This window comes from Paenibacillus mesophilus (assembly GCF_005938385.1).
GTDB lineage: Bacteria > Bacillota > Bacilli > Paenibacillales > NBRC-103111 > Paenibacillus_AB > Paenibacillus_AB mesophilus.
The window spans coordinates 310,572-335,003 of the sequence record NZ_VCRA01000001.1 but is presented as its reverse complement, the minus strand read 5'-3'; the positions used below and the strand labels follow the sequence as shown (position 1 = coordinate 335,003).

16 protein-coding genes are annotated in these 24,432 nt (G+C 54.5%); 14 read left to right on the top strand and 2 right to left on the bottom strand.

What is annotated here, in order from left to right; genetic code table 11:
- The first annotated feature begins 105 nt into the window (after positions 1 to 105).
- The 10 genes from FE783_RS01185 (at position 106) to FE783_RS01140 (ending at position 15,703) form a co-directional block, all read left to right on the top strand.
- Positions 106 to 1,095, top strand: a complete 990-nt coding sequence (locus tag FE783_RS01185; RefSeq protein ID WP_138877483.1) for a LacI family DNA-binding transcriptional regulator — start codon at positions 106 to 108, stop codon at positions 1,093 to 1,095.
- 115 nt (positions 1,096 to 1,210) lie between these two features.
- Entirely contained in the window at positions 1,211 to 1,981 is a 771-nt protein-coding gene (locus FE783_RS01180) for a hypothetical protein (protein WP_138877482.1), read from the top strand.
- Positions 1,982 to 2,336: 355 nt separating this feature from the next.
- The gene (locus FE783_RS01175) at positions 2,337 to 3,656 is read left to right on the top strand and encodes an ABC transporter substrate-binding protein (RefSeq protein ID WP_158301563.1); all 1,320 of its coding nucleotides are present in this window, start codon (positions 2,337 to 2,339) and stop codon (positions 3,654 to 3,656) included.
- 20 nt (positions 3,657 to 3,676) lie between these two features.
- Positions 3,677 to 5,521 (top strand): right-handed parallel beta-helix repeat-containing protein, encoded by a 1,845-nt coding sequence (locus FE783_RS01170; RefSeq protein WP_138877480.1) that lies wholly within the window; start codon positions 3,677 to 3,679, stop codon positions 5,519 to 5,521.
- Between the two features lie 109 nt (positions 5,522 to 5,630).
- Positions 5,631 to 6,665, top strand: coding sequence for an SGNH/GDSL hydrolase family protein (locus tag FE783_RS01165; RefSeq protein WP_138877479.1), 1,035 nt, complete (start codon positions 5,631 to 5,633; stop codon positions 6,663 to 6,665).
- Positions 6,666 to 7,153: 488 nt separating this feature from the next.
- On the top strand, positions 7,154 to 8,926 hold the full coding sequence (locus FE783_RS01160; protein ID WP_138877478.1) for an ABC transporter ATP-binding protein: 1,773 nt from the start codon (positions 7,154 to 7,156) through the stop codon (positions 8,924 to 8,926).
- Complete coding sequence (locus FE783_RS01155; RefSeq protein WP_274381424.1) at positions 8,927 to 11,014, top strand: ABC transporter ATP-binding protein; 2,088 nt, start codon at positions 8,927 to 8,929, stop codon at positions 11,012 to 11,014.
- 172 nt (positions 11,015 to 11,186) lie between these two features.
- A complete protein-coding gene (locus tag FE783_RS01150) occupies positions 11,187 to 12,083 on the top strand; it encodes an AraC family transcriptional regulator (protein ID WP_138877477.1) in 897 nt (298 codons plus the stop codon).
- 139 nt (positions 12,084 to 12,222) lie between these two features.
- Positions 12,223 to 13,530 (top strand): ABC transporter substrate-binding protein, encoded by a 1,308-nt coding sequence (locus tag FE783_RS01145; protein WP_138877476.1) that lies wholly within the window; start codon positions 12,223 to 12,225, stop codon positions 13,528 to 13,530.
- Between the two features lie 43 nt (positions 13,531 to 13,573).
- The gene (locus FE783_RS01140) at positions 13,574 to 15,703 is read left to right on the top strand and encodes a right-handed parallel beta-helix repeat-containing protein (protein ID WP_138877475.1); all 2,130 of its coding nucleotides are present in this window, start codon (positions 13,574 to 13,576) and stop codon (positions 15,701 to 15,703) included.
- Between the two features lie 98 nt (positions 15,704 to 15,801).
- Here the strand turns inward: FE783_RS01140 and FE783_RS01135 are convergent, their stop codons facing one another.
- Complete coding sequence (locus FE783_RS01135) at positions 15,802 to 17,184, bottom strand: extracellular solute-binding protein (protein ID WP_138877474.1); 1,383 nt, start codon at positions 17,182 to 17,184, stop codon at positions 15,802 to 15,804.
- A 287-nt stretch (positions 17,185 to 17,471) separates the two neighbouring features.
- On the opposite strand from FE783_RS01135, the gene FE783_RS01130 reads away from it, so the two are divergent.
- On the top strand, positions 17,472 to 18,422 hold the full coding sequence (locus tag FE783_RS01130; RefSeq protein WP_138877473.1) for a carbon-nitrogen hydrolase family protein: 951 nt from the start codon (positions 17,472 to 17,474) through the stop codon (positions 18,420 to 18,422).
- A gap of 77 nt (positions 18,423 to 18,499) precedes the next feature.
- The gene (locus FE783_RS01125; protein WP_138877472.1) at positions 18,500 to 18,937 is read left to right on the top strand and encodes an Hsp20/alpha crystallin family protein; all 438 of its coding nucleotides are present in this window, start codon (positions 18,500 to 18,502) and stop codon (positions 18,935 to 18,937) included.
- 862 nt (positions 18,938 to 19,799) lie between these two features.
- On the opposite strand, the gene FE783_RS01120 is transcribed toward FE783_RS01125, so the two are convergent.
- On the bottom strand, positions 19,800 to 20,693 hold the full coding sequence (locus tag FE783_RS01120; protein ID WP_158301562.1) for an AraC family ligand binding domain-containing protein: 894 nt from the start codon (positions 20,691 to 20,693) through the stop codon (positions 19,800 to 19,802).
- A 284-nt stretch (positions 20,694 to 20,977) separates the two neighbouring features.
- Here FE783_RS01120 and FE783_RS01115 point away from each other — a divergent pair, with 284 nt between their 5' ends.
- Positions 20,978 to 22,315, top strand: a complete 1,338-nt coding sequence (locus FE783_RS01115) for an ABC transporter substrate-binding protein (protein WP_138877470.1) — start codon at positions 20,978 to 20,980, stop codon at positions 22,313 to 22,315.
- Positions 22,316 to 22,345: 30 nt separating this feature from the next.
- Positions 22,346 to 24,370, top strand: a complete 2,025-nt coding sequence (locus FE783_RS01110) for a glycosyl hydrolase family 28-related protein (protein ID WP_138877469.1) — start codon at positions 22,346 to 22,348, stop codon at positions 24,368 to 24,370.
- The last annotated feature ends 62 nt before the right edge of the window (positions 24,371 to 24,432 follow it).

Sequence of the window (24,432 nt, the reverse complement as noted above, 5' to 3'; positions counted from 1 at the left end):
GATATTTATGATCGTTTGTGCTATGATTTTTATATCGCAACACGTTTTGTAATCGATTACAGATTGAACGGCAATGCCAATACTTTAAAGGAAGACAGGTCCGTCATGAGCTCCATCAAAGAGGTCGCCAAGCAGGCGGGCGTATCCGTGGCTACCGTTTCCAGAGTGCTGAACAACGACCCGGTCGTAAAACCCGCGACGAAGAACAAAGTGCTGCAGGTTATTAAAGAGATGAATTACAAGCCGAATATGCTCGCCAAAAATTTACGGAAACAGGCAAGCCAAACGATCGTAATGGTACTGCCGTCCATGTCCAACCCGTATTTCTCGGAAATCGCGAGAGGCGCGCAGGCGGCCGCATACGACAATGCTTACCATATCATTATCGGTACGATCGAATCGAAGAGATGGATATTGGACACGTACATCAACTTGCTGAAGACGAATTTGGCGGAAGGCATCGTATTCGTATCGTCCAGCGCCAGCAAGGAATTGCTGGAAGAACTCTCAGACGAGTACAAGATTGTGCTGTGTACGGAACATTACCCGGGGATCGACTCCACTTGCGTCACGATCGACAATAAGAAGGCCGGTTACGAAGCGACCAACGAGCTGATCCGCCGCGGGCATACCCGAATCGCCTATATTACCGGGAACAGAGAAACGAGCTCGGTTACCGCCCGGATCGAGGGGTATAAAGCGGCGCTGAAGGAAGCGGGCATTCCGTTTCGGCCCGAACGGATCGCCGGAGCTAAAAATTCGTTCGAGCACGTCAAGGAAACGGTGAACGGCATTGTCGATAAAGGGATGAACATTGACGGCATCATTACGCATTCGGACTTGCAGGCATCGTTTATATTGAAAGGGATCAAAGAAAAATCGATTGCCGTTTCCGAACGAATCGGCCTCGTCAGCTTTGACGGAACGTTTCTGGCCGAGATTACGAACCCGACCGTCACGACTATCGTGCAGCCGTTGTACGAATTGGGCTATACTTCGGTCCGCATATTGATTCAGAAGCTGCAGAGCGATACGGATGCGAAAGAAGAAGGTCTCGTTATTTTGCCGCATCAGCTGGTGATAAGAGAAACATGACGATCGGTGCTGCCAGCTTGTTTCTTTTGATGAAAATGTAATCGATTACAAAAAACGATTCGCGCGATGAAAACCGACAAAGATCAGAAATGCAGCCGAAAGGAGCCGGACGATTATGACTATGATTACAAATCGCAAAGTGCAAGGCTTCGTGCCCGTCTGGGCGCCGTTCAAAGGTTTTTCCCTGTTATTCGACAACCCCGGCGAGAGCTGTTCCCGGTTAAGCGATTTCCCGAACCTGGCGAAGATCGACTGCCGTTACGGGGAGCCGGAGCTTTCTTTTTACCGGAATTTATGGGACGCGGCCAGCGGCGCGGGCGAACTCATGTGTTCTTATTTGTTTTGCCCTCTGCCTCTTCATTCTTACCATGTTACGGTATGGGACGGCATTAACGACTTCAACGTCCGAAAGCTGCCGGCCGGGGACTGTGAAGAAGCGGCGCGATGGCTGCAAAGCTTGCCGGGAGCGTTCCATCCGAAGCATAAGCTGTTCGCGGGCCGGGACGGGGAGCCGATCGGCATACGCATAGAGCCCATCGATTTCGTCTTCGAGCGGCTGGAGAAATGGAACAATTCCTCGATCGTGGCGAGGCTTGCGCCGGTCGACAGCCGTTCCCAAGCCGTACTGAGCGGCATTGAGGAAGAGAGAGAGAAGTTGAACCGCTTCTTCGAGGAACGGTTCGGGCTTGCTACGGCATCGAAGTCGTATCGCCCTCACGTCTCTATCGGCTATTTGGGCAATAAGGAGCTTGGCGAGAAGGCGGAGGAAGCCGTTCAGAGGCTGAACGTATTGATGGAATCGGCTATGAGCGGTCAGACGCTCCGTTTCACAAGCGTCAGCATGTACGGGATGACCGATATGGAGACGTTTTTTAGATGGGCGTGAAGAGTGGCGGAGGTATATTCACAATTTCTTTACGAAAAAGAGCGACCCATTTAACAAAACGGTGTTATTGTGGGTGTTGACGGGGAAATGCGGACTGCACAAAATGTAATCGATTACGAAAACAGCTCCGTGAACGTATAGCGGTCTTTGCACCGGTCCCTGCCAAAATAAGAGGTGCTGAAGACTCATACACCTAGCTGTCTGCTCAATAAATGCTTTTCGCAAGCGGCGCGAATGGATTATGCTAAGGAGGTGAGGGCCGCCGGAAAGTGAATGCGGTTTGGTGCGGAAATACCGTTTCCTGAAAATGTAATCGATTACGAAAAGGTTTATTATGGGAAGGGAGTCATGCGAAATGTTCAATTCGACACATGCAAGGATAACGGCGGGAAACGCGCTGCGTTGCGCAATTCCAGTTGCGGCGATAGCCGTATTGGCCGCTTGCTCGTCATCCGGCGATTCCAAGACGGCAGCCAAGAAGGAGGAGCATGTCCCCGTAACGCTCAAAATCGGCGTCAAAAAGGGCGGCTACTTGACGGATGAGGAATTCAAACGGTTTTTCGCCGATCCGGTCAGCAAAAAATATCCATGGATTACGGCCGAGAGAATCGACTACGACGACAAGCTTATTCCCGAAATGCTCGCTTCGAACGGAGTTCCGGACATCATCGTTACGAATAACGTCAACGGCATCCCGGCGATTAGCGACGCGAAGCTGTTGAAGTCTTTGACGGAAGGGCTGAAGAAGCACAACGTCGATTTGACCCGGTTCGAGCCCCAGACGCTGGAAGCGATCAAAGCGGCTGCGCAAAGAGACGATCTCATAGCGATTCCGTATACGCGGAGCTTTAGCGCCTTGTATTATAACAAGGACATTTTCGACAGGTTCGCCGTACCGTACCCGAAGGACGGCATGACCTGGCAGGAAGCGACGGAGCTCGCCAAGCGGCTCACGAGGCTGGACGGTACGACCCAATATCGCGGACTGGAGCCGAACGTACCGGAGCGGATGGCCATGCAGCTCTCTCTTCCGTTCGTCGATGTGAAGACGAATCGTGCCGTAATCAATACGGAGCTGTGGAAAAAAGTGCTCGTGCAGGCGGCGGACATATACAAAATACCTGGCAACGAGAAGTACGCGTGGAAGACGGCCGGGATCAACGCATTCACCAAAGACCGGACGCTCGCGATGCTTGCGGACGTCAACATTATTACAACAGCCCGTTTGGGCGAGCTGGCCGACCTGAAATGGGACATCGCGGCTTATCCGGTGTTCCCCGAGGCGCCGGGCAAAGGGATGGGACCCGATTTGCACATCATGGTGCCGACCGGAACGAGCAAATATCCGGACGAAGTGTTTAACGTCATCAATACGGTTATATCCGACGAGGTCCAGCTCGATATGGCGAAGCAGGGCAGAAGCAGCATTTTGAAGGACGAGGAGATGAAAACGGCGTTCGGCCAAGATTTGCCGTTCCTAAAAGGCAAAAACATTGCCGCTGTGTTCAAAACCGCAACAGCCGATCCGTATACGCCGTCCCTGTATGACACAAGCGCCATGACAGTCATCCAGGCGGAGCTGCGCAACATGTTCCAGAAGGGCAAGGACGTCAATTCGGCTCTGCGAGATGCCGAGGAGAAGATCAACAGCGATATTAAGGCGAAAGGCCAATAATAACCGCGAGGTGGATAACGATGTCAGATCGGGAGAACCATTCTTCGAAGGCGAAGCTCAGCAGAAGGAAGCTTCTGCAATCGTTTGGCGCCGTCGGCGCCGTTATGGCCGTCGGCTCTGTCGGGGCCGTCATGGCCCAAGGCAAGCCTTTCCCGGACAGAGACAACGATCAGGATTGGGATCGTTCGGTGACGGAAAGCGTTTACTCCGGCAATCCGCATCACAATCATGATGTGGCACATATCTACGATGTAAGACGGTTGGGAGCGAAAGGAGACGGCACTTCCGACGATACGGACGCATTCGAGCAAGCGCTGCTCAAGGTGAAGGAGAACGGCGGAGGAGTCGTGTATGTGCCTCCCGGAACGTACGTCATAACCCGTCTGCTCCGGTTGTACAGAAATACTTGTATCCGGATGGAAGACGGAGCCGTGCTGAAGAAGATGGGCAATCCCAACTCCAATCTCAAGCTGTTCGTGAACGGAATCGTCGGCGACGCCCATTATGCGGGCGGGTATGAGGGCGACGGCGGCATTACGGTCATCGGCGGCACGATCGACTTGTGCGGCAATACGAATCCGCCGACCGATCCGACCCGCAACTTCCAGGCATTCGGCATCGCCCATGCCGACGGCGTGCATATCGAGAAAGTCACTTTTGTGAACGGCCACAACGGGCATATCATCGAATTCAACTCCAGCCGCAACGTCAAGCTGCTTCATTGCCTCTTTAAAGATCAACTGGTCCGCTCGGACGGTCAATACGAGATGGTGCAGATCGACTTTGCGACAGCCGAATCGTTTCCGACGTTCGGATCGTTTGACGATACGCCGTGCCGGGACGTGCTGATCGAAGGCTGCTCGTTCTTGAACGGGCACAGGGGCGTAGGTACGCACGGTTCCAAATACGACAGCGCGGGCAACCAAGTTTTTCACGAGAACATCCGCATCGTGAACAATTTGTTTCGAGATTTCGCCGATATCGCGATCAAGCCGGAAAGCTACAGAAACGCCGTCGTGTCGGGCAATACGATCGAGAACACGGGGAGCGCCGGAATCGCGGCCTATTCATGCCACAATACGATAATAGCAAACAATACGATCCGCCAAACGGGACTGCACGGGATTACGATTTCCCGGAAAACGGTAACCGGCGGGTTTGACGAGCCTTCCGTCCATGTTACCGTATCCGGCAATGTCGTGACGAACGTGGCGAACTCGCCTTTCCGCATTATCGGAGGGCTGAGAATATTAATCGACGGCAACTACTGCTCGGTCGCAAATCGCGAAGGGGCGTATTTGACGAATACGAGCGATATTAGTTTGAGAAACAACGTCTTCCGGGGCGTTTGTCAAGCGCAGGACGGGCAGTACTACGGGATGCGCGCGGACGGCTGCTCGAATGTCGAGATAACCGGTAATTCGATCAGCAACAGCGGCTACGCCCGCAATTACAAATATGCCGTCTATATTCCGGCGGGAAATTCCGGCGTGAAAATAAGCGGCAACTCGGCGGTTTCGGGCGTTTCCGGAGCAATCCGGAGCGATGCCCCAGATTCGGTCGTCGTCTCCGAGGGCGGCGAGCGGTATTTGACCGCAAGCTTGAATGCTTCGACCGGAACGGTAGCTTTGAATGATGATATAACAAAGTACAGAAGTCTTATCGTGGCGACCGGTTCCGTTTCGAGCGGGGATTTGCGCCACGAACCCGTTAGAGGCTGGTATACTTCCGGCTTTAGGCCAGGAGCCGACTACCTGAATGTTCCCACTTCGAACGGTAAGCTCGTAGCGGCGATCGACACGAGTACCCAGATTCGCATCGTTAGCACGAGTGACCCTTTAAGGTACATTATCGGACTCCTTTGAACAATAAAGCGAAGCAAAACTTTCCGCGCAGTGGAAATATTTAGATTGCATGAAGGACCATGAGCCTGTACATTAAGAAGGAACGACACTAGAAAGGGGATATAATCGTATGCAGAGCATCGATTTGAATCGTTCCTTGTTTCAAGGCGCGGTCTCTCTGGAGCCGGTAGGCGACGGTTTGAAGCCTTGGCGTATACCTTACAAGGAATATGTATTGTTTCCGCCGAACGGGATCAATAAAACGGCAGAAATATCCGCAGGCGTCCGCTTGACGTTCGCGAGCGATACGACGACCGTCCAAGTGGAAATCGCTCCATTGGAGGTTACTGTCCAGCTCGACCTCGTATGCGGGGACGCGCCGATAATGACGCGTGTGCTGGAGCCGGGCGCAACGACCGTTACGTTCGACGGATTGGCCGGCGGAAACAAGCTGATCGAGATTTATTTGCCGCAAAAAGCGCCGACGGTCGTGAAAGCGCTCTCGATCGACGATACGGCCTCCTGGCATATCCCGGAGTTGAAGCAGCCCAAATGGATTACATACGGCAGCTCGATTACACAATGCAGCGGCGCGTTCAGTCCCGCCCAAACTTGGCCCGCCATTGTGGCGCGCCGCTCCGGCCTTCATTTGACATGTCTCGGCTATTCCGGAAACTGCCATATCGAGCCGATGGTCGCCCGCATGATCCGGGACCTGGAAGCGGATATCATCTCGCTGTGCCTCGGCATTAACGTATACGGGGGAAGCTCCCTCAATAAGCGCACGTTCCAAGCGGCCGTCATCGGATTCGTGCAAATCGTTCGCGAGAAGCATCCGGACAAGCCGATCGTCGTCATGTCGCCGATCTGGTCGCCGCCTCGGGAGGAAACGAAAAATACCGTCGGACTGACTCTTGTCGAGATGAGGGAGGAAATCGAGGAAGCGGTAAGGAATATGGCCTCTCTTGGAGACAAGCATCTGCATTACGTCGACGGACTGACGATTTTCGACGAGCAGTCGGCCGAGCACTTGCCGGACAACCTTCATCCGAACGGACAAGGCTATGCGATCATGGGCGACAATTTCGGCGCCAAAGTGATGGAGCCGATCCTTGCCCAGTACGGGCTTGCCGGCAAGCAAGCCGTTGCGAACGGGAAAGACTGAACAAACGTTTCGATCAGGGAAACGGAACGCAATGCAGCAGCTTGCTTGCTTCCGGTATCGTGTTCGCGTATGGACGCCTGGAGACTTGCGGTCTCGGGCGTCTTTTGTTTTAATCGTTTTTTCGGCCGGGAACGATTGACAGACGAAATACGCCCATGATAACGTATCCTATGTAACCATCGCTTGTGAGCCCGGGGAAGGAGCAACCGTCATGAAGAACGATAAATTCCGCAATGCAGCAGTCCGGCATGAAGCCGTACGGAATTTCATCCATCGTGACAGGGCACCCTTGAGGACCGGGAATCGGCACGGACGCGTGAATTGACGCGCTCCGCTCCGCGGATGTTCCGCAATCAAGGCGCAAGTCACGGCAGCTCGTGGCGTGCGCCTTTTCGTTAATAGGCGAAGCACATCGCTCACGGGCGGTGTGTTTTTTTATTCGGTATAAGGTTTGCATCCCTCGGGGATGAGGAGAGGAGATAGAGAGAATGCTTTCTGTACTGCGTAAGCTAAGCTGGTTTTTCAAGCAAGAATGGAAGCGGTACGCGGTCGCGGTAGTGCTGATCACCATCTCCGGCGTATTGGAGATTATTCCTCCGATGCTTGTCGGACGTTCGATCGACGCGATCCATATCGGAGGGCTGAATTGGGAGGCGATCCGGCTCACGCTGGTGCAGCTGCTTACGATTACGGCCAGCGCTTACCTGATTAATTTTGTATGGCATTACAAGCTGTTCGGCGGAGCGTTCGTGGTGGAGCGGCTGATGCGCTCGCGGCTGATGCGGCATTTTCTGAAAATGACGCCGACGTTCTACGAGCGGAACCGGACCGGCGATTTGATGGCGCTCGCCACCAACGATCTGCAGGCTGTAGCGCAAACGGCGGGCTTCGGCATATTGACGTTCATCGACTCGACGCTATGGATGATGACTTTGCTCGCGACGATGAGCATCCTCGTCTCCTGGAAGCTGACGCTTGCGGCGATCGTGCCGCTGCCGTTCATGGCGATACTGGTCAGCATTTACGGCAAATGGATACACAAGCGGTTCATGGACGCGCAGGACGCGTTCGGCTCGATGAACGACGGTGTTCTGGAGACGATATCCGGCATCCGGGTTATCCGCGCCTACGTCCAGGAAAGGGCGGCGGAGAGCCGCTTCGCGGCCGTGACGAAGGACGTGCTGGACAAAAATTTGGCGGTTGTGCGGATCGACGCACTGTTCGAGCCGACGATGAAAATATTGACGGGAGCGAGCTACCTGATCGGTCTCGGCTACGGCGCCTATCTCGTGTACCACAACGAATTGACGATCGGCGGCCTCGTCGCGTTCAACGTTTACTTGGGGATGCTGATCTGGCCGATGTTCGCCATCGGCGAGCTGATCAATATTATGCAGCGCGGCAACGCCTCGCTCGATCGCGTCCATACGACGCTCGGCTGGAAGCCGGATGTAGAGGAGCCGAACCCGGAGGAGACGGCAGCGGTGGAAGATCGACCGGGAACGATCGAGTTCCGCGACGTCACGTTCCGTTATCCGTCTTCGGCCGTGGACAATTTGCGCGGCGTTTCGTTCAAGCTGGAGCCCGGTCAGACGCTCGGCATCGCGGGACGGACCGGCAGCGGCAAGACGACGCTGATCAAGCAGCTGCTGCGCGAATATCCGTCGGGAGAAGGGACCATCACCGTCTCCGGAGCTTCGATCGAGCGGATCGATATGGACCGGCTCAAATCGTGGTACGGCTACGTGCCGCAGGAGCATTTCCTGTTCTCCCGGTCGGTCAGGGCGAACATCCTGTTCGGCAGCCGGAGTGCCGCGACGTCGGAGGCGGAGCTGCAGGAGGCGATTTCCGCTTCGGCGCTCGCGAAAGACATGTCGTTTTTGCCGGACGGACTCGAGACTATGGTGGGGGAGAAAGGCGTATCGCTGTCCGGCGGGCAGAAGCAGCGGGTTTCGATCGCGCGGGCGCTGATCGCCGATCCCCACATTCTGATGCTGGACGACGCTTTGTCCGCGGTGGATGCGCGAACCGAAGCTGAGATCGTCGGAAACATCCGTACCGCCCGCGCCGGCAAAACGACTTTGATTGCGACTCACCGTCTGTCCGCCATTCAGGAGGCCGACTGGATCGTCGTGATGGATGAAGGAGCCGTCGCCGAGCAGGGCACCCATGAGCAGCTGATGCGTTTGGGCGGCTGGTATAAGGAGCAATTCGAGAAACAGCAGGTGGAAGCGAAACGGTCGGAAGGCGGTGAGAACTAAATGAGCAACGAGACGGAACATTACGATCTGGATATGGACCGGACTGCCGGGAACCAGCTCCAGACGCTGAAAAGATTGGTGAAATATGCGCTCCATTACAAAACGCAGCTGCTGCTCGCGCTGCTCATGCTCGCCGTAGCAGTAGGCACGGAGCTGGCGGGACCGCTCGTAGCGAAACGGTTGATCGACGTCCACATTACCGGCATCGAGAAACCGTGGCACGTGACGGAGGCGGAGGGCCCTTACACGGTCGGATACGACGGAGCCCGCTACAAGAGGACGGATCATTTCGGCGAAGGGGAGTCGCGCGGAGCGGAAGCAAGAGTGCTGCAAGCCGACAAGAACTACTACTTCATAGCCGGACCGGTTTCCTTCGACGGTGCGAGAAGCGTGACTCCGGAAGGAAAGCTGGCCATCAAGCGTGGTACGGAGGAACGGGTATACGACGCCCGACTGCTGTCGTCCGCGGAAATGTTCGCCTTCTTCCGGCCGGAGCTCGGCGGGTTGATCCGCTTATGCTGGTATTACTTCGGCCTGCTGGTCGTATCGGCCGCGTTCTCGTACGGCCAGCGGTATGTACTGCAAGCCGCCTCCAACCGGATTATCCGCGACATGCGCACCGACGTATTCGGGCAAATGAACCGGCTGCCGATCCGCTATTTCGACAACTTGCCTGCCGGCAAAGTCGTCTCGCGCATTACGAACGACACGGAAACGATCCGCGAGCTGTACGTGACCGTGCTGGCCAACTTTTTTACCGGGACGATCTATATGGTGGGCATCTTCACGGCGTTGTTCCTTCTGAACGCCAGTCTCGCTTCCATATGCTTGCTCATTTTGCCCGTACTGGCCGTATGGATCTACGTATACGGCAGGAAGGCGAAGCGGTACAACCGAACGATCCGTTCCGCCGTCGGCGAAATTAACGGCGTCATCAACGAGTCGATTCAAGGGATGCAGGTCGTAAAGGCGTTTCGCGGGGAGCGGAAGATGGAGTCGGAGTTCGAGACGATCAACACTCGGCTGTTCACGTTCCGCAACAAGCTGCTCAGCTTGAACTCCTGGACCGGGTACAATCTGGTCGGCGTCATCCGGAATATCGCGTTCGTAGCGGTCATTTGGTATTTCGGAGGGGAAGCGCTCAGCAGTCCGGAGGCTGTCGTGACGCTCGGGGTGCTGTATGCGTTCGTCGATTATTTGAACCGGCTGTTCAATCCGATCGTCAACATCGTCAATCAGCTGCCCAACCTGGAAACGGCGCTCGTCTCGGCAGAGCGGGTATTCGTCCTGCTGGACGAGGAGGGCGAGGACGTATCGGACCGGAGCATGAAGCGGTTCGCCGGCAACGTGAAATTCGAGAACGTCTCGTTCGCCTACAAGGAAGGCGAATATGTGCTCAGAGACATCTCGTTCGAAGCGAAGCAGGGCCAGACGGTAGCGCTCGTCGGTCATACCGGTTCCGGGAAAAGCTCGATTCTGAACCTGCTGTTCCGCTTCTACGACGCGACCCTCGGGACGATCACGATAGACGGCTCCGACATCAAGGGGATGCCCAGGCAGACGATGCGCGATCATATGGGCATCGTGCTGCAGGACCCGTTCCTGTTCACCGGTACGATCGCCTCCAACGTGTCGCTCGACGATCCGTCCATTAGCCGGGAGCGGGTGGAGCAGGCGCTTGCCGACGTCGGAGCGGAACGTTGGCTCCTAAATTTGCCAAAGGGCGTCGACGAGCCGGTTATCGAGAAAGGAAGCACGCTGTCGGCGGGGCAGCGGCAGTTGATCTCGTTCGCCCGCGCGCTTGCGTTCGATCCGGCCATTCTGATCTTGGACGAAGCGACGTCCAACATCGACACGGAGACCGAGGCGATCATCCAGAACGCGCTGGAGGTAGTCAAGAAGGGGCGCACGACATTCGTGATCGCGCACCGGCTGTCCACGATCAAGAGCGCCGACCTGATTCTCGTGCTGGACCGCGGCGAGATCGTCGAGCGGGGCGATCACGATTCGCTTATGCAGCGCAAAGGCAAATATTATCAGATGGTTCAAATCCAGCAAGGGGAGTTTGCGCCCACCGCCGCGTGTTGACGGGGGAGCGCAAGCTCTCTTTTTCATTGCGACAAATGATTTGTCCGAAACGGATGTATAGGATGTCTGAATCGGCGTTGCTAGCAAGAGCCGTTCCCTCTATCCTAACAATAGAAATGTCCGATTCAAGGATGTGTTCATCCGAAAACCATTCAAAGGATGATGATGCGGCATGGCGTTCAAGTATGCGACCCATATGTTTATGGATGCCGAATTTCCGTTCTGGATCAAAAAATATCGTCACGATTCGGACCGCATTCCCCATTTCCACGATTTCGTCGAATTGGTGTATGTGGAGAAAGGCGAGGCGATCCATGAGTTCGAAGGCGAGCGCTATGCGATCGGACCTGGTGACGTGTTTATCATTAATCCGGGGGAGGTGCACACTTACAGAATCAGGAACGGTAAAACGTTGGACATTATCAACTGCTTGTTTACTCCCGCACTCATTCACGTGTCGCTGCTGCACGAGCTGCAGTTGATGAAAGCGATGGATTTTTTGTACGTGCTTCCTTTTCTGAACGAACGTGAGCGCTTTCACCACCGGCTTCGCCTTGCAGGCCGCGAATCGGCTACCGTCCTGCATCTACTCGAGAGCATGATCGAAGAATTGAAGGAGGCGAGCGCCGGCTACCGGACGTTAATCAAGATGAAGCTTGTCGAAATTCTCGTGCTGCTGTCACGGTACTACAAGAAGCAGCTAAAGGAAACGGTAGCGGAAGGGATAGCCGATCTGGATGACGATATGAGAGCCAGGCGCATTAGCGGATATTTGGAAAGGCACTGCTATCATGCCATCGATGTCGAGTCGATCGCCCGATTGTTCCACGTCAGCTCCCGTCAGCTCAACCGGATCTTAAAAAATGAAACGGGTTTGAGCGTCATGGAAACGATGCACCGCAATCGGATCGAACGGGCAAAGCAATTGCTGCGGGAAACGGACGAAACGATTATCGGCATTGCCGCTCTCGTCGGTTACGACAGCCCTTCCTTTTTCAACCGGCTGTTTGTAAGGCAGGTCGGATGTCCGCCAAGCGTGTATCGTTCGGAAACGAGGCTTAACGTTTGAAGATGAGGGAAAGTCGCAGCCCGAATGTCGGAACCGATAACGTCTTCGGCGCGGCCTTCAAGCAAGCGGGTAAGCGCTTTCTCGATAATAGTTGAAAGCGCTGTCTAAGAAGTATACTCGTTTTCAGAAGGGGTGTCCCATGAAAAAGAAAATAACCATTACGGCCGCGCTTGCCGCCATGTTAGCCGCAGGCTGCTCCAATACGGTGCCCAAAGACTCCGCCGCGGGTCCGGCCCCGGCCAAGGATCCTGTATCCCTTACACTGTTCCGATACTACGCTGGACTTACGGAGCAGGAGTTCGACCAGTATATCGCCAAGTCCGTAAAAAGCAAGTTCCCTCACGTTACGATCAACTATGTGAGCGCGAAGTCGACCAATGCCAGCGAACTGGAGCAGATGCTCGCCTCCGGGGATAAGGCGGACATTATTTTCACGAGCAATTATTCGCTGCCTGTCGTCATCAAGATGGGGCTCGCGGAAACGCTGGACGAGTCGATGAAGAAGGCTGGCGTGAAGCCGGACCGCTTCGAGCCTTCGGTCGTTGACGCTCTGGCCAAGTACGGAGCCGCAGGGAATACGTACGCCGTCCCGTTCTCGCTTAATTTCGCCGCTCTATTGTACAACAAAGATATATTCGACCGGTTCGGAGTCCCGTATCCCAAAGAAATGTCCACATGGGACGACATTTTGGAGATGTCGAAAAAACTGACGAGAATGGACGGAGCGACCCAGTTCCGGGGCATCATTATGCCGTCCATCAAGCAAGTCGGCGATCAGCTGTCCCTCGCCTATGCCGATAAAGAGAAGCATAAAGCGACCATCCATAACGACGAATGGAAAAAAGTATTCGAGTTTATGGCGCCTTTCTACGAAATACCCGGAGCTTCGGACGGCGGAAAAACGCCGGCCGCTCTGAAAACGTTCACAGAAGAACGCTCGGTAGCCATGAATGCGGAGTGGATCTCCAATGCAATCGGTCCTCTGGCAGAGCTTGAGAAGAACGGAAAGCCCATGAGCTGGGGGATGACGACTTACCCGAGCTTTAAGGGCAGCCCGGGAGTAGGAAGAGCGGTCGATTTCCACCTGATGACCGTATCCAAGACGAGCAAGCACAAAGAACTGGTTTTCGAAATTTTGAAGGATTTGACGAGCGAGGAAGTCCAGACTACGATCACCAAAAACGGCAGATTGACCGTGCTGAACAACGATGTGATCAAAAATCAATTCGGCGGCGAGCTGGCGATTATGAAGGGCAAAGACCTGCCTGCGGCGCTTAAGAGCAAGCCGGCCAGGATGGCGACGCCGACGGACTATGATGTCATTTCCTCCACGTTCTTAGCCCAGGGGCTGAGCAGCATGCTGGCGAATAAGAAGGATCTGAACACGGCGCTGAGAGACGCCCAGGAAGCTGCCGACAAGAAAATCGCCGAAGAACGGGCCAAATAACCGAATTGCCAAAACATTCTTTGATTAGGGGAGCTGATTCCGTATGGAACATGTCGGGATGGAGCAAACGATGAGCAGACGCAAGCTGCTGGCGGCGATGGGGATGGCGGGCGCCGCGGCGGCGCTGGGCGGAACGGCGTTCGGCTCGGCGCAAGGAAAAGGACAGCAGACGGTAACGGGGGCCGTATACGGCGGCAACGGAAGATGCTCCAACTGCGTCGAACCGGCCACGATCGTGCAAATTCGCTCCGGGACTGCTCCCGCTGCCGATACCGTCTATTATGTGACGGACGCCGGGCAAGAAGGGCTTTTCGTATACGATGCCGCCGATACGGTATCGGCGGACAATACGGGGACGATGCTCGTTTCCGCTTCGGGTGCCCGATACCGCAGAACGTTCGATGAAGCGGCGAGCGTCAAATGGTTCGGAGCGAAAGGAGACGGCGTTGCCGACGATACGAATGCGATTCAGCTTGCGATTGATTCGTGCTCGAACGTCTATTTTCCGCCGGGCGACTATAAAATCGGCAATCCGATCTTTTTGCGGGATCGTTCCCACATTCGCGGAACCCGCTCTGCGAAGATTTTTATGGAATCGAACCCGTCCGGGATCAACATGCTGAACGCCAAGGACAGAAGAAGCATTACGATCGACGGGTTGTCGATAGCGGGAGTGGCCGGAGCCGGGGTTTCCTTTCCCCCGGCAGGCGTGATGGACGGACAAGGCGTTACGCTCGCCATCTACGGCTGCCAAGACGTGCTGGTGACGAATTGCTATTTTACGCGCAACGGCGAAGGCTCCGGCAACATTTACATTTCCAAATGCAAAGATGTGGTCGTCTCGAACAACATGATCGAGAAGTCGGAGAACGGGATTTGTTTGGACAATTGGTATGGGGAAGACGCGACTCCGGGCGGGACGCACTGCGAAAATATTACGATAGCCGACAATGTGATCAGCGATATGGGTGGCCGGGGCATTGCCGCCGACTTGATGGAAAGCGCGGCGCGCCATACGAATTTGACCATCGTCGGCAACACGATACGCGCCGCCGCCTGGGCGGGCATTCAAGTCAACGCAAGAGGAGCGGCGATCGTCGGAAATATGGTCGACGGCAAAAGGGACAGCGGCATATCGACGGTCGGAGGGCAGCAGTCGCTGCCGACTTATTACGGGTTCTTGTCCAACCTTGGCTGCTCCAACTTGCATTTGGCCGACAATGTGTTCACGGAAATTTATCAGCATTGCGTCAAAATTACGCGCGGCTCGAACGTTTCGATTGCGAGCAACCGGTTTTCGTTTGCCGTAAGCTACATAAACCGGAGTACACTTCAGGTCGTTCCTATCCATAGCTCGGCTTTCAAAATGATTTTGATGGACTGGAACCCCGGAACAAGCGTCCCGCCAATGACCATCGCCATCGACAACAACCTATTCGAGAACGACCGCAGCCCGGCGGACAATCAGCCCGCGTCCGATCTTATTTACTTGAACGACTATACGAATGATGCGGCCATCGCGTCCGAAGCGAATTTTCAAGTGACGAACAACAGCTTTCGGTCAAAAGCGTTTGGAAACGTCATCCAGCTGTATAAAGTGAACAATCAAAAGAGGGGACGAATGGTTATTTCCGGCAATAACATCGTGTCCCAGGCCAACAGGGGTAACGGCGTCGTCGCATTGCGGATTGAAGAGCTTTACGTGGAAAACAATCGCATAACGGGAGTCGGTTCCGGGATCGTTATGGGACCGGTCGGAACGATTCATTCGGAAGGAAATACGATTCGCAACTATTTGTCGGCCTACAAGTTTTCTTTGGGAGATTTGAACGCCGAGATCGACCAGCTTCTGATCGGCGACACGATCATCGGAAACCCCGGAGCGAACATGTATGTGTTTAACGGGGCAGCCCCCAATTCGTATGTAGTGACAAGCTCCAACGGCGCAGGTATGAAATTTGTCAATGTCGATCTGGACAGAGTGAAAGGGACCTACTACCCGGCTCGCCTCGTTTACGATCAAGCCTCGGATACGGCGCCTGCTGCCGGTTGCTGGGCCGTCGGAGACAAGGTGACGATTCGAAGCGCAGCACCCGGAGGTTATGCGGCCTTCGTCTGCGTAACCGCAGGCAATCCGGGCGTCTGGAAACGTTTCGGCGCGATCGAGAGCTAGTATGTTCATAGAAAATCCGACAAGGAGAGCACGCGTTTTCCGCTGCAAGCCGGCGGGAGGGCGAGCTCTCCTTTGACGTATGGTCGGGGCCGAAGCGCTTAGGAAAGCTTGTCCTCCATCCTGCGCAGCACCGTATCCAAGTCGTCGAGCCCGGCCCAGTAAAACTTCAATTCGTCCCGCATCACCGAAAGGCTGGCGAAAGGGATGTTCAATTCCGTAAAGAAACGGTACGTCGGCATAATCTCGCGGAACAGATTGAACCGGGACAACCGGCTTGCGTCCGTCACTTCCTCGTTCGTTTCGGCCGCGATTTTCAGCGCCGGGATGTTCATCGTGTTCTTCCGGATGGACAGCTGGGTATCGCGGGATATGAGGAAGTCGATAAACAATTTGGCCGCGACCTGCTGCTTGGATTCCCGGTTGACGGCGAGGCCGATCAGGCTGAGCAGCGTCTTCGGCTCGCGGTAGTACGGGAGGGGAGCGATGTCGTAGGCGAAGGGAGCGTCGCGGAAAGCGTTCAAGCTGTTGTAGGTCACGACGATCATGGACACCTTCTGCTTCAGAAATAAAGCTTCCACATCGGTATTGCCCTCCGACAAATAGGCCGGGAACAACTCGCGGTCGTTCATCAAATTCATGCAATATTGCAGCGCTTCCTTAATTTTCGGATCGTCCAACTCGTATTTTCCCTGTTCGTTTCTATGAAAGACGACTCCGTTCTGCAGCAGAAACAGCGGCCAGCGGTTGTCCGACAGCACATGGAAATATAAACCGTACCGGTCGTTCCCTTTGGACAACAGCCTTCCGGCTTTCCTGACATCCTCCCAAGTCCAACTGCTGTCCGGCTCGGACAATCCTAGCTCGCGGAAATGATCTTTGTTATAGCAAAGGATAACCGGGGAGAAGATGAAAGGCTGGGCGAGCAATGTGCCGTTTTTCGTGAAATGCTCGGTCAGAAACGGGTATATTCCGCCGTTAGGTTCAAGCGGCTCCAGCAAATGCTCCTCGTCGTCATTCCCCTCCATCGTCTCGAAATGGTACGCATTGACGATCATGACATCGATCCCTTTGGTCTGCGTATGGTTTATAATCGCCGGCCGGTTGTTCGGGAAATAATGATCGACCATCTGGATGCGGATGTTCGGGTATTTGTCCTGGAAGGCGTCGATCAGCTCCTGCAGATCGACCTCGTGAAGCAGACTTGAATAGATGCCGAATATCAAGTTGATCGTATCGGTTTGCGGCATTTTTTTGACCTTCGTGCCGATCCGCTCGATCTTCTCGATATACCCTTCCGCTACTAATGTTTCCAGCCCTTTGCGCACGGAGCTTCGGCTTAGCTGAAACTGCTCGGACAACGTCAATTCCGATGGGATGAACTCGCCCGGCATGCGCTTTCCGGTGTCGATTTCCTCGCGCAATGTCGCGACCATCCTTTGGAGCTTGAGTTTTGGGGTCGATTTGGCTTGGATTACTTTCATGACGGTCCTCCGAATGTCCAAGTGTCGTATGTATTGAGGAGGTTTTGGTATACGATTGGTTTGGAAAGTGTTGTTCAATTATTATAGATTATTTTGGATTCGATGTCATGGGATGAAGCCCTTCGACACGTAAACAGCGGTCTCGAAATGTATTGACGGCGGTTAAAGCATGGAATTATAATCAATTTCATACCAACAAAATACCAAGCGGAAAGCGCTTGAGAGGTTCAATCGGAAGGGCAAGTAAGCGGGTTATTCACCGGACTTATAGTGAAGGAGTGAGCGGAATGGCCAACTATGTGAAAATAAGCAGTCTGGGTCCGGCCCCATGCGTAATCGAAGCAAGCGTCCCCGCGGAGGAAGCCGTCGGGAAGATGATCGCGCATTGGAACCGGATGCTGAACTTCGTGCTGCCCGACAAGCCCGATTTGATCGTCATGCCGGAAGCGTGCGACAGACCGAGCAAGATGCATTATCCGAAAGAACAGCGGATGGAGTATTACCGGGTGCGGGGCAATCGGATCCGCGACTTTTTCTCGGAAGTCGCCGCCCGGCACGGCTGCTATATCGTGTACCCGAGCCATATGCAGGCCGAGGATGGCAGTTGGCGCAATACAGCGCAGTTGATCGACCGGCAAGGGAAGGTGGCCGGGATTTATCACAAAAATCATCTGGTGCCGGCCGAGTATGACGCAAACGGCATTTTGTACGGCAAAGACGCGCCGGTATTCGAATGCGATTTCGGCCGGGTCGGCTTCGCCATCTGCTTCGACCTGAACTTCGACGAGCTGCGGCTGAAATACGTGAAGGAAAAACCCGACTTGATCGTCTTCCCGTCGATGTATCATGGCGCACTTATGCAAAATTATTGGGCGTATTCGTGCCGCTCGCATTTTGTCGGATCGATTGCAGGACTGCCTTGTTCCATTATTTCGCCGCTTGGAGAAACGGTAGCTCAGAGCACGAATTACTATCCGTATATTACCGCGACGGTCAACCTGGACAGCGCGGTCTTTCATATCGACGAGAACGGAAGGCATTTTGCCGCGATCAAGCAAAAGTACGGCGCGAAGGTGAAGATCCATGATCCGGGTCTGCTCGGCTCCGTGCTCATTTCCAGCGAAACGGACGAATTTTCGGTACGGCATGTGATCGATGAATATAAGTTAGAGCTGCTGGACGAGTATTTCAGCCGGGCTTTGACTCACCGCTGCGCTCCGGGGCATATGGAGCCATAGTGGCAAATCGTGAATAGCACTCCGGTCAGAATGGAAATCTATTCATGAACGACCCAACTGTAAGGAGGTTGCCGATCATGGCTTTGATTCCATTCGAGCCTTTCCGCAATATGGAAGGATGGAAACGAGATTTCGACCGTATGTTCAATGATTTTCCCGCATTCGTACGCGGGGAGCAGCAGTTTGGCGCACACCGGATCGACGTTCACGAGACGGCCGACGAAGTCGTGGCCACGTGCGATTTGCCGGGTCTCGAGAAGAAGGAGGACGTGCAGATCGATGTGCAGTCCAATGTGCTCACGATCGCCGGCACGATCAACCGGACGCATGAAGTAAAGGAAGAACAGATGCACCAGCGGGAGCGTTATTTCGGTCGGTTCCAGCGTTCGGTCGCGCTGCCTTCCGCCGTCGACGAGGACGGAGTGAAGGCGAGCTACAAGAACGGCGTGCTGGAAATCCGCATGCGGAAGCTGCAGCCGCCGCCGAAGAAGCAGATCGATATCGAGTTCCACTAAGCGGCCCGCTAGGCCGCGAATATCGCCGAAAACGCCATGACCTAAACGGTCGCGGCGTTTTTTAACGATAAGGAAAGTTTAAAATTCGCTAAAGGGTTAGAGCGAAGTTAAACTTTCCTCACCAAGAAATAGTTCGGGTGTTCGGGATTCCCGAACAATACCTGGCGTAGTCTTCGAAGGATAGCGTCACTTTTTGGGTGAGAGTAGTGGTCGCTCATCGTTGAAATACGTCGATAGACGTTTTTCTTATCGATAAGGAAAGTTTAAGTTCGCTAAAGCAATAAAGCGAAAAGAGACTTTCCTTACCAAGAATAAGCTACCGCTAAAACACGAATGCACATCATCGAGAAGGCTTCGATCAGAAGCTTTTCTTAATAGATCAGAATGTTTAAGTTCTTTACCGAACTAAAGCGAACGGTAACCCTTGGCTGGAACGAATCAAACTACACTATTACTGAACACTATTGCGCTATTCGCTTACCAGATGGTCGAATAATGCAAAGAACGAACCAAATTTTACTATTACCAAACTTAAGTTCAGTAATAGTTACTCTAGGTTCATTGTTCCTCCAATTACCGAGAAGTGGAGCCAAATAACGCAGAGAAGTTCACTAATAAACAAATTTGGTTCATTGAATGACGAAAGGGCCGGAGTAGAAGTCATTACGAAATAGCCCCACTCCCAACACTCCCAACGCACTAACGTTTGGTTTGCATGACCGTCCGGACGGTTTTTCTTAACGATAAGGAAAGTTTAACTTCGCTAAAGCACTAAAGCGAAGAGAGACTTTCCTTACCAAGAATAAGCTACCGCTAAACCACGAATGTACATCATCGAAAACGCTTCGATCAAAAGCTTTTCTTATTCGGGCCGTCCGCTGTATTTGAGCCGGTATTCTCGGGGCGTCATGCCGATATGCTTTTTGAACAGCTTGTAGTAGTGGCTCAGATCGTGAATGCCGACCGTTTCGGCGATCGCGATCATTTTGTGATCGGTTTCACGCAGGAGCTTAAGCGAGGAGCGCACCCGCACCTCGTTGCGGTAATCGATGAACGTTTTGCCTACCGTTTTCTTGAACTTCTCGATAAAGCTGGACTGGCTCATCCCGCAGACGTGGCAAATATGGTCCAGACTGATGTCCTGGTCGTAATGATACTCGATAAACGTGCAGGCAGCCTGAATCGCCTTGGACGGGCTCGCATGGGTCGGCGGAACGATCAGACGCTCCTCGTACCGGCGGCTGAGCCAGACGAGCATTTCGATCAGCAGCGCTTTGATCGAGATCCGGTAACCGAGCGACTTGGAGTCGAATTCTCCGACGATGCGCTCCAGACGCTGCCGAATTTCCTGTCCTTCCAGTACGGACAGCTTCAGATGGGACTCGAATTCCAGCGACTGGCGAAAAAACGGCTCGACATAAAAAAAGTTGAAAAACGGCGTTACGTTTGATAGCGCTTGCAATTCGGAGGTCAAAAAGGACGGAAGAAAGATGACGTTGTACACGTCCAGCGGATCGTCGCCGATCACGTTGTAGTCGTGCGGGACAAATGGCGGAATGACGAAGATGTCGCCTTCGGATATCGGATACGCGGAGCCTTTGTACAGATGCTCGCCGCGCCCTTTGGCCACGTACACCAGCTCGATGAAGTCGTGATGATGGACTGTCTTCGGCCGCTGCGGCGACGTGGAGTACAGGAAGGCGCGAAATGGAAAATGCTCGCTTTCCAGACACAAGCTTTTGGAATACAGCACCATGGATATCCCTCCCGGTTCCATTCTAAAAGAAAGGCGAGTACAAGTTCAAGCCTAATGTGAACTAGAACTGCTTGCGATCGCTCTGGAACAGCGCTCGGTCATATCGAGGTCCGGTTCCTGCTCGAGGATCACATGAAATAGTAGCGGAAGCTAATTCGACCAATTTTTGCGGGGGAATCCCCAAGAATTCGCCGGCGGACGCGTGTAGGCTATAAGTATAGAGCATCCGGCGGCCGGCCGTCGGCGCTTTACTCACATTTATAAATAGGAAGAAGGGGCGAAACATGAAAGCGAGTTTCTGGGTCATAGGGGCGGCTGTGGCGGCGATGAGCGCCATGCTGATCGGCTGCTCGGGAACGTCCGGCACAAGCACCACAACGGCGGACACGGGCAAGAAGGGAGACGCGCAGACGGCAAAGCCGATGAGCACCGAACCGGTCACGATCCGGGTGAACAATTGGAATACGGCATTCCAGCAAGCGGAGTTTGACAAATACTTTGCCGAGCCGGTCCGCAAAAAATATCCGTTCATTACGCTCGAATATGTGGACTTTACGAAGGGTACGGCCAATACGCTGGAAAACTTGACGGCGACCGGGAACGCGCCCGATGTCGTCTTTACGGATCATCCGAATTTGGCCGGATTGCTCGAGTACGATTTTCCGCTCGATTTAAGCGCTTACATGGGCAAATTGGCCGTCGATCTGAAGCGGGTGGACGCCCAGGTGCTCGATGGGGGGAGAGCGATAGCGAAAAGCGGCGAGCTGCTGGCCCTCCCCGTCTATTCGGACCGGATGATGTGGTTTTATAACAAAGACTTGTTCGACAAATTCGGTCTTCCTTATCCGACCGACACCGTGACGTGGGATGAGGCGATAACGCTGTTCAAGCGGCTGTCCCGCACCGACGGCGGCATTCAGTATTCGGCTTTCCGCACGATCAATCTGCTGATGACTGGCAGCCAGTGGGGACTGTCGCTGTTCGATCCGAAGACGGACAGAGCTTCGTTCCAAACCGACGAATGGAAAAAATCGCTTTCCTTGCTGCAAGAAATCAATGCCATTCCGGGAAATACGAAGCTGACGAACGAAGATTTTTATCAGAAGCAGACGCTGGCGTCGGTTATGCAAAGCTTCAACATTATGGTCAATCTGCTGGACGGGGCGGAGCAGAAAGGGCAAAAAATCAACTGGGACGTTGCCTCGTTGCCGCAATCGAAGGAGAAGCCCGGCGTTGCCGGTTCGAACAAGCCTCTTTATTTCATGGTGTCGAAATCAAGCAAGCATAAGGAGCAGGCCATCGCGGCGATCGCGCATTTGATGTCCTCGAAGGAAGTTCAGACGCTCCTGTCGGAAAACGGGAAAATGCCCGTGCTGCTTGACAAGGACGCGCAGCAGGCGTTCGGCACGAAGCTCGGCATTTTGAAAGGCAGAAACACGGCTGCCGTGTACAAGCACAAGATGGCCGATCTGCCATATACGAACCGGTTCAACCGGGTTGTGCTTCTGGAGATGATCGCCGCCGGCAACAATGTGCTGAATGGTACGGCCGACATGAACACCGCCTTGCGCAATGCCGAGGAGAAGGCGAATAAAGCGATTGACGAGAAGCTGAAGAAGTAAAACGGTACACTCGATCAAGGAGGAATCGCCATGGAGGACGGGAAGAAGAAAGGTCGATATGCGGGGCATGAAGCCGAGAAGCGGCGCGGGCGCCAGGAAATGCAGGAATACGGGCAGGAACAGGAGCAAAGCGGGTCGAGCCGGATACCGGCCGCCGGTGCCGACGGCAAGGCCGGTCTGACCCGCCGCAAGCTGCTCGCTTCCGCAGGCATGGCTGGGGCTGCGGCGGCATTGTACGGCGCATTTACGGGACCGGTGAGCGGCGCTGTAGCGGGACCGGCAAGCGGCGTAGTTGCGGCGGCGGTATACGGAGGCTGCGGGACAGGCGGCTGTCTCAGGACGACGATAGCCGGGCTGAGGGCTTGTTCGAGTCCGACCGCCGATGCGGTCTATTTCATATCCGATCCGGGCCAGGAGGGCATGTTTATTTACGACCCGGCGGATACGGCCTCGCCCGACAATACGGGGACTATTCTCGTGTCCGCTTCGGGTGCCCGGTTCAAGCGCGTTTTCGATAAAGGCGAAGTGAACGTCAAGTGGTTCGGAGCGAAAGGGGACGGTATCACGGACGATTATTCCGCGATTCGTGCGGCTATCGACTCGTTCAAGGCAGGGACGCCGTTGACGATATTGACCGGAGCAGGGTCGAACGTGACCGTCGATGTATACACGGGAGGCGTCGTTTATTTCCCGGCCGGCCATTATTGCTTCGGCCAGACGATTTATATCAACGATATCAATAATATGAATTTTCGCGGAGCCGGCTCCCGGCACGGGCAGAACGCCACGAAGCCGACTTCCGCCATTCGCTATACGGGGAGCGGAGCGGCCGCGATTCATCTGCAGACGAACGGCGCGAGAAATTTTCAGGTCGACGATCTTTCTCTCGAGTATACGAACTCGTCTTTCACCGGCGATCTTGTTTTCATCGATCAGTGCGTTGCCGCCTGTTTTTACCGTTGCACGTTCGGAGATGCCTCCCTAAACGCCGCGCAGTCCGTGCGGACCGCCGCTTCATTGCTCAAAGCGACGCAAACCGAAAATGTGATCGTGGAGCGCTGCACGTTCAATAATGCGGTCAAGGGCATTCATGTGCCGCATCATCAGACGCTGCGCTGCAACGGGCTAAGCGTAAGCAGCTGCTTCTTCTACGATTTTACGGAGGGCGCGATCAAGTACGACAATGGCGGGAGCATCGGCCTCGTGCTGCTCGACAACTGCTTCGATCCGATTCGCATTCCGCCGCAGTACGCGATCGATATATACGCGGACGGCTATTTGATCGCGGGGAACCTGTTTGTCGGCGCGACCGATCAGCAGTCCCCGACCCAGCTCGGCGCCAAGCTGTTGGGCAGGGGGGTGTTCGAGGGCAACCGGATCAACTATATTTCGCCGGTAGGGTTACTAAGCTACGGCGGCTATGTTGAAATATCCGGCAATAACATACGCGCGGCGATCCCGATGCAAATCGTCGGGGGGATCGCGACCGGGAGTTCGAACGAGTTTACAGTAGCCGGACCGGGAGACCGGCATGTAGATATTGTGCCGTCCACGCTGCTGACCACTTCGGTACAGCTCGGACCGGATCGTTTCGCTTCCGCGTCGGCCGCCTACGCCTATCATGTAGGCGTGAACAACAAATTTGTCAGAGGAACGCTTCGTTATGACGAAAATTTCGACAGCTCCGCCCAAGGGATCAAGCTGGCGGGAGACAACATTCGGATCGAGCCCGCCGTCAACGCCTCGAACGCCATGACGGCAAGCGCCGGCCTGAGCGTCAAGAAGCTCGGGCAGACGTTCACGAATGCGGGCGCGGCCTCCGCCGTCACGCTGACATTGCCCGCGCCGGTTGCGGGGATGCGCTACGCATTTGTCAAATTGGCAAACCAGACCTTCACAGTCGCTGCCGCCTCCGGTACCGCCATCCGGCAGCTTTCCGGAACGGCCGTATCGTCGGCAGCCAATACGTCCAACGAATACGGCGCCACTCTGCAATTGACGGCAGTAGACTCTGCCAATTGGAGAATCGAATCTATGACCGGGACGTGGTCGTAGGGCGGTCGATGAGATGAGGAATCAACAGACCAGCCGATGCGGGCGCAGCCTGGATTGGAGCA